Here is a 291-nt window from a genome sequence, read left to right on the forward strand (position 1 = left end):
CCGAGGCCCAGAATGGCCGCGTCGCTATCACTGAAATGCCGATGATGGCGATGATGCCGCCAGCGCCAGTCGCCATCGCCGCCATCCCAGTTGCGGGAGAAATGGCGGCTGCGGAAGTTATCGCCGCGCCATCTGGAGTCGCGGCCGCGCCACTCGCCGCCGCGCCGCCAGCGCCAGTCATACATCTGCGGCGAGCTGTTGTTGCCGCCGGCCCATTCGTCACGGACCGGGATGATTTGCGGCGCGGTCGCATTGGTCGCGGTCGAAAGATCGGGCTGCAGGATCGGGCCG

Annotated in this window: 1 pseudogene; it reads right to left on the reverse strand. The window is 67.7% G+C overall.

The features are described 5' to 3' along the window. Window positions 1-291 (reverse strand): annotated as a pseudogene (locus tag EN818_RS33195) (BA14K family protein); the annotation flags it as partial.

This window comes from Mesorhizobium sp. M3A.F.Ca.ET.175.01.1.1 (genome assembly GCF_004791945.1).
Taxonomy (GTDB): domain Bacteria; phylum Pseudomonadota; class Alphaproteobacteria; order Rhizobiales; family Rhizobiaceae; genus Mesorhizobium.